Genomic DNA, 6,683 nt, shown 5'->3' with positions numbered 1-6,683 from the left:
ATTTATTGCGGTGTACTTGGAAAATGTGTAAACGATTAAAGGAAATCATTAGTTTGCAAGAGATCTCTTTTATTCCATCCCATGTGGCGGATTGTGATGACGGGAATGTCGCCGCCTCATTTCTTTGATTCTGAAGGGCGTTTTGCCCGTCTAAGCGGGCTTATGGGCAGTTCGAAGCATCCTTTTGAGCGATAGATTTTGAGGGGAACAACCGGACAGTGCCGGACGCTCATTCCAAATACTTGCTGCAGAAGGTTGCTCTCACGAAAACGGCTATGCCGTTTCTTCGAAAATGTGAAGTGATCCGGAACTGCCCGATCTTTACAGGACGTTGTTCGGGCCGATGTCCATGCAGCTGCTCGGGGCTAAACCCGTAGCAAGGCTTCCTGAACGTCGCCTTCCTCTCCCATTATCCGCCAATACTCCCTGACTGAAGCAGGAAGTCATGACTACTTCAAGAACGACTTTTTAACGGAAGCAGTCGGGTGCGGATGTTCAAAACCCTATGGATCCAGACGATGGTGGACAATCTATCCGGTGAACAAATAGATTATCCGATGAATCATCGCCTCTTTTTTCATACACTTTCAGAGGCTGAACTTTCCGCACTATGTGCCTGGGCGTAAAGACAGCCTGGTTATTCCCCAATGATTGATAGACTCTTCTTAGTGATGGCAATTTGCCAATATCAGATCATATTAAGGATTGGTTCGTCTTGGCACTGAAGTTTATGAAGTAATACCCTAGGATGTCGGGACGTTTTCTTCAATGGAATTCGCAATTTCATTCTTTGGCTAAAAAAACATGTCTCTTTCACAAACAACATGGACCAGCTTGCCACATTGCCAATCAATCGTTCTTCGATCCCGCCATGTGCCTCCCAGACCTAGGATCATCGGTAAACTCGTGAATTATAGCTACTTGAGGAGTTCAATAAATAAGAGACTGGCATAGGTAATGGTTTGAGGGGATGAGTTAGCCCATCTGGTGAAGTATTTCATGAGCTTTGCGAGAGAGCGCGTGTTGAACCGCCATTCGGCCTCGGTAAGGAAGAAGTGGAAGTCCTTGCATGTATTCCGTTGTATCGTTGTAGATGACGTTTGATTTGGTTCCAGAAGTTCTCGATACCTTTGATGTGGTTTCTTCCCTATGTGAAATGCCTGCTGTGATCCATGCGCGCATGATGAAACTCGGACAAGTCGAATTTGTCGTAAGCGTGTACAGACTGAAGACGGTGACTTTTCCAGAAGCGCCGCTTTCGATCTCGCCTGAAAAGATGCGTCATGAGCGATCCGTTTAACGATGATTTTGCTCAAGTTACGATAATACAGGGTTTCGGCTTACTTAGTCTCCCCTTGCTTCAAAATCAGAACTTTCCGGAGGCAACATTCGAATATCGTTAGCGATTGCATCCGCCGCCTGACCCATAAGCGCGCTGAGTGCTTTTACGAGGCTTTCCGTGTCGTTTGCTGCGGGAGTTGAGAGATGCAGCGTGCGATTGGTCTTGATCGCATCCGTATCAGCGCGGTGCACTGAAATCTGGGCATCGAAAACGGCATTTCCAGATTCATCGCGTGAGAAGCGGTTTACAACCAGTTCCACGTAAGCCTGCGGTAAGGTCGCGGTCGCGTCATCCTGCACAAAGAAGCTGACGGTTGGCAGACGTTGGCGCAGATCTGTCGTTAAGACATGCGGAATCTGGGCCGAGAGAGGCTCGCTCCACGCATCTGCTTTCGAAATATTCAGCTTGTAGCTACTCCCTCCCAGCACGATCCGATCACGCTCCAGCGTTTCCGGAATGGTCGGTTTCCGCACCTCCACCAAAGTCGGGAGAGAAAGAGGCGTAAAGGATGACCCTGTCGTTACAGAAGGGGCAACAGGCTGAAGGGAATACAATGAAGGATCTGACGAACTGCATGCTGTCAGCGTAATGGAGGCCGTGGCCAGCATGGCGACGCCAGCCACCGCTTTGACCATCGAACTCACTGAAAGCTGGCGGGAATTCTGAACCATAACTTAGCGTCCCGTGACGAGCGAAGAGGGATGATTGGTGAGGTATTGCGTCATGAGTCGTAGCGAGCGCGCTGCTTCACCCAGCTGCACGACCATGCCCTGCAGGCTTCTGTGGAAGTCGGTATCACCGCCATAACTAGCCAGCAGCGTGTTCGCGTTTTTAAGTGTCCGATCCAACTGCTCGCTCATCTCGGGAAGACGTTTCATGAGAGGCTGCATCCCCTTGTTCGCATTGTCCGCGAGAGTATGGAGGCTGTGCAGGGAGTCACGCAGTTGCACGAGAGCCTCCTTCACTTCGGGGCTGTTTATGCGCTGATCCGCATGAGCGAGAAGGTTGTTGGCATTGTCGCCAATCTGCTCGAAAGGCATGGCTGCGAGTTTGTCGGAAACAGTCGCCAGCGACTGCATGATCCCGCTCATGCCACCAGCCTGACTGGGGAGAATGAGCGTATCGCCTTCCATGTAAACCTTTTCAGGTTTGGCCTTAGGCACGAAATCCAGCGAGATGTTTGTCTCACCCGTCAGCATGCTGACACTGGCAGCCGAAGCCCGCATCCCGTTGTTCACGAGTGTACGAAGTGTTTGTTCCATGTTGCTGTCACGTATCTGGGTCTGAGACCAGATGCGCTCAGGTTGAATGTCCATGGCCACACGCACACGGGCGTGCCCGGTTACCGGATCAAGCTGAAGTTTGACACCCGTGACGGCACCGATCTGAATTCCAAACATGGTGACAGAGGTGCCGACCGCCAGTCCAGAAGCCGTTGACGTAAGGTAGGTCGCGACCGGCACACGGTCATGATAACCGGCGTTGTCAGCGGATTCCTTGTCGTCATAAAGCTGGAAAATCGTGTTGGCCGGTGCTTCTTCGCTTATTTCTTCATGTCCCACGTCGGATGAGGTCAGAGAGAACGCCACGCCCCCAGAAAAGAGAGCCTGAATCGACTGCATCTGGACCTTGAGGCCACCTGCGCCGAAACCGACCTTCACGCCGGAAACATTCCAGAAACGCGTATTGGTCCGGAGATAATGATCGTAAGGCTCTTTTACAAAGAACTGGATCCTGACCGGCCCGACGCCGCCCGGCGGTAACGTGGAGCCCAGAACCTCGCCAACATCGACATCCCGGAAAAAGACGGGAGCGCCGGGACCGATGGAACCGATAGCCGGGGAAAGTAGGGTGTAGGTGCGACCAGGCTGGTCAGACTGAATACCCGGCGGAGATTCAAGACCCGTGAATTTGTTGGTCCGTTCACCACCAGGCGGCCCGGGGTCGAAGGCGATATAGGCACCGGACATCAGCGTTTCCAAGCCCGTTACACTCGCGCCGTTGATCCGGGGCCGTACGACCCAGAAACGGGAGCGATCGGTCAGAAGTCCGGCGGCGCTGGCATTCATCTGCACGCGGACATCGACGTGATGCATGTCCTTCGACAGAGTGATTGAATCAACCGTTCCGAGTGTGACGGCCTTGTTCTTGACCTGCGTCTGGCCGCTGGTCAGGCCATCAGCCGTGTCGAAGGTGATCAGAATTTCCGGACCACGATCATAGAGACTGCGCCATAGAAGAAAGACGGCAATCAGCACCGACAGGATGGGAATGATCCAGATGATGGAAAATCTGGTCTTGCTTACAGTCGCAGCCGCCAAGGCGTCGTCATCTGTTCCGTCATTGCCGGAATTCTGCTGCGAAGACGGGGTATTCTGATCTGAACTCACGCTTTCACCGGCTCCATATCGCCTTGTTCTACGGCTGCCCTTTTTACCACGCGGGAGCCTTCTGATTCGTTGCCCTGTGGGCAGTCATCATCATGGATGGGGCCATTACGGCCGACGACATCCCACATCAGACGTGGGTCGAAACAATGTGCTGCGAAAATGGTGATGACCACCACGGCAGCAAACGACACAACGCCGCCGTTGGCCTTGATGTTCGCGAGGGAACTGAACCGCACGACAGCGACGAGGATCGAAATCATGAACACATCGATCATCGACCACCGGCCAATTGCTTCAATCACGCGAAACAGCTTCGAGCGAAGAAGCAAACCACGCGCAGATCGCATTTTCGTGGTGACGATCATGTAAGATAGACCCAGAATTTTGGCGACTGGCACTGTGACACTGGCGAACAGCACAAGAAGGGAGAGCGGGATCATCCCGTCCTCCCAAAGTTCGATGGCGCCTTCGATGATGGTATGGCCACCGCCGTTACCCACCTTGATGACCGTCATGACGGGGAAGAGATTGGCCGGAAAATAAAAGATCAGAGCCGACAGGAGGAGCGCCGAGGTGCGCGAAATGCTGTTGACCTTGCGCCGCCGTAATTCATGACCACAGCGCGGACAGAGGCCTACGCTTCTGGTTTGCGGCACCGGCTCGGGGAAAACACCCACCAGACCACAGGAATGGCAGGACAGCATGTTCTCCAGAGGAGGCATTTCGCTCATTTTGTCGATGGAAATGCGGTCAACCATCACGCGCCGACCATTCGGCAGCATCAGGGAGCCTTCCACGCGTCGCCGACGCCAGATGCGCTCCCGGTCCAGCGTCTGATCCGTCGCCGCCATGCTGATCATCAAAGCAGCGATTAGATAGGCTGCGGGCCCCACAGCTACATGCGCAAGATCAACGAGCTTGGTGTAGGCCACGAAGATGCCGAGGATATACACCTCCATCATCGACCATGGCCGCAGTTTTTCGTACCACGCGAGAAGGTGGGGAGCCCAGTCCGGCAGTTCTTCGAAGAAGGCCGCCGTAAGGATCATGCCCATCATGGCGATGACTATTCCGGGCGCCAGAACTGTCACGAGCCCCACCAGAACTCCGACTTCTCCCCAGCCTTCATGGAGCAGTTCCATGGGGCCGGTCAGGAGATCGACCGTTCGCTCCCGACCATAAAGATTCAAGGTCATGAGAGAGGAGGCGAGGGTGGCGAGATACAGCGCTGCGGACGTTATGCAGAACGCCAGCGGCGTGGCGAGCGGGGCGGTCTTGTTCCGCCTCTCAAGGCTCTGGCCACAGCGGATGCAGCGGGCGACTGTTCCCGGCGGTATTTCCGACAGTTTCTGGAACTTTCCACAACACCCGCATTCCACCAGATCTTCTACAACCTGGACGTGCGATGCGTGCTGCTGCCGTGGTAAGGCAAGTGCAAGCGCACCGCGATACAGGCGAGAAGGAAGAGATGACGCCATAACGCCCCATGTTAGCCTGAACATGCGAGAACAGGTAGGGCCGTTTGAAATTCCAGCCATGCGCGACATCAACCGGAACCCGTGTCGCCCGTTTCCCCTGTTATGAGACTCTCACTCTTGCCGCTACAGGGTTTAAGGGAGCATGTTTCATGGCGTTTGGATGCACAACTCAAGGAAGCCGATCATGAATGAAAACTTGATGCCCATTCAGGCAGACAAGCAGTTCACTGTCCTGATCGTTGGTGGTGGTTCGGCCGGTATCGCGGTCGCCGCACGATTGCGCCGGGAGCGTCCCTCCTTGTCGATTGGTATCATCGATCCTTCAACGACACATGCTTATCAGCCGGGCTGGACACTTGTCGGCGGGGGCGTCATGTCCCTGCGTGAAACGCTTCGTCAGGAAGGCGGCCTGATCCCGGACCATGTAAGCTGGTTGCGTGCGGCGGCGGAATCCTTCCAGCCGGACGAGCAGATCGTCACCCTCGATAACGGGCAACGCGTCGGATATCGTAGGCTGATCCTTTGCCCCGGCCTGCAACTCGATTGGGACAAGATCGAGGGACTTCCGGAAACGCTCGGCAAGAACGGTGTGTGCAGCAACTATTCCATGCAGCATGTCGAATACACCTGGACCTGCATTCAGGGCCTGAACGGTGGGACAGCCCTGTTCACACAGCCGCCCATGCCCATCAAATGCGCTGGGGCACCACAGAAAATAGCCTATCTCGCCGCTGATTTCTGGCGCAAGGAAGGGGTGCTGAACCGGACCGAAGTCGATTTCCTGTTAGCAGGAGACGCGCTGTTCGGAGTGGCTTACTATCGCCCGTCACTCCAATATGCCGTCGATTATTACGGTATCAATCTGCGTTACAAGCATAACCTTGTCGCAGTGGACGGAAAGGCGAAGACCGCCACGTTCGAAGTGACCGACAGCGCGAACAACAAGAGTCTGGAGACCCGCAGCTTCGACATGCTGCATGTCACGCCGCCGCAGAGTGCGCCGGACTTTATCAAGAAAAGCCCCTTCGCCGGAGCCGGTGGGTGGGTCGATGTCGATCCCTCAACGCTGCGCCATACCAAATACGATACGGTGTTTGGTCTGGGAGATGTGATCGGCACCAGCAACGCCAAGACGATGGCCGCTGCACGGGCACAGACACCCGTCATCGTCACCAATGTACTGGCTTCTCTCGAAGGGCGGCCGATCACGGCAAGCTATGACGGATATGGCGCGTGCCCGCTTACCGTTGGCTATGGAAAGGTGGTGCTCGCCGAATTCCTGTATGGCGGCAAGCCTGCTCCGAGCTTTCCTTATGACCAGCGCAAACCAAGCCGTTTCGCGTGGGTGCTGAAGACCAAGATATTCCCGCATGTCTATTGGGATATGATGCTCAGAGGGCGGGATCTTTCCGTTCCGCATCATCCGGAATGGGTCAAGGACGCAGGCTAAGTTTGCGGAAAGACTAAGTTCCT

The 6,683-nt window shown here is 54.6% G+C and carries 4 protein-coding genes and 1 pseudogene; 1 reads left to right on the top strand and 4 read right to left on the bottom strand.

All coding sequences use genetic code 11. From position 1 onward, the window contains the following. Positions 1-917 precede the first annotated feature (917 nt). The 4 genes and pseudogenes from ABF824_RS09165 to ABF824_RS09150 form a co-directional block, all read right to left on the bottom strand. Positions 918-1,216 (bottom strand): annotated as a pseudogene (locus ABF824_RS09165) (transposase); the annotation flags it as partial. A 128-nt stretch (positions 1,217-1,344) separates the two neighbouring features. Then, entirely contained in the window at positions 1,345-2,013 is a 669-nt protein-coding gene (locus ABF824_RS09160) for a membrane integrity-associated transporter subunit PqiC (RefSeq protein ID WP_415488260.1), read from the bottom strand. Positions 2,014-2,016: 3 nt separating this feature from the next. Next, positions 2,017-3,732, bottom strand: a complete 1,716-nt coding sequence (locus ABF824_RS09155; protein ID WP_415488259.1) for an intermembrane transport protein PqiB — start codon at positions 3,730-3,732, stop codon at positions 2,017-2,019. Continuing rightward, on the bottom strand, positions 3,729-5,210 hold the full coding sequence (locus tag ABF824_RS09150; RefSeq protein ID WP_415488258.1) for a paraquat-inducible protein A: 1,482 nt from the start codon (positions 5,208-5,210) through the stop codon (positions 3,729-3,731). Before ABF824_RS09150 ends, ABF824_RS09155 begins: the two co-directional genes overlap by 4 nt. Positions 5,211-5,394: 184 nt before the next feature. Here ABF824_RS09150 and ABF824_RS09145 point away from each other — a divergent pair, with 184 nt between their 5' ends. After that, a complete protein-coding gene (locus tag ABF824_RS09145; RefSeq protein ID WP_415488257.1) occupies positions 5,395-6,660 on the top strand; it encodes an FAD/NAD(P)-binding oxidoreductase in 1,266 nt (421 codons plus the stop codon). The last annotated feature ends 23 nt before the right edge of the window (positions 6,661-6,683 follow it).

This window comes from Acetobacter sp. (genome assembly GCF_047721705.1).
Lineage (GTDB): Bacteria > Pseudomonadota > Alphaproteobacteria > Acetobacterales > Acetobacteraceae > Acetobacter.
This window is presented reverse-complemented; position numbering and strand designations above follow the sequence as displayed.

Bases quoted from the DNA above. Each gene is read 5' to 3' on its own strand.
- ABF824_RS09160 (WP_415488260.1), bottom strand. From the start codon at position 2,013: ATGGTTCAGAATTCCCGCCAGCTTTCAGTGAGTTCGATGGTCAAAGCG.
- ABF824_RS09150 (WP_415488258.1), bottom strand. From the start codon at position 5,210: ATGGCGTCATCTCTTCCTTCTCGCCTGTATCGCGGTGCGCTTGCACTT.
- ABF824_RS09145 (WP_415488257.1), top strand. From the start codon at position 5,395: ATGAATGAAAACTTGATGCCCATTCAGGCAGACAAGCAGTTCACTGTC.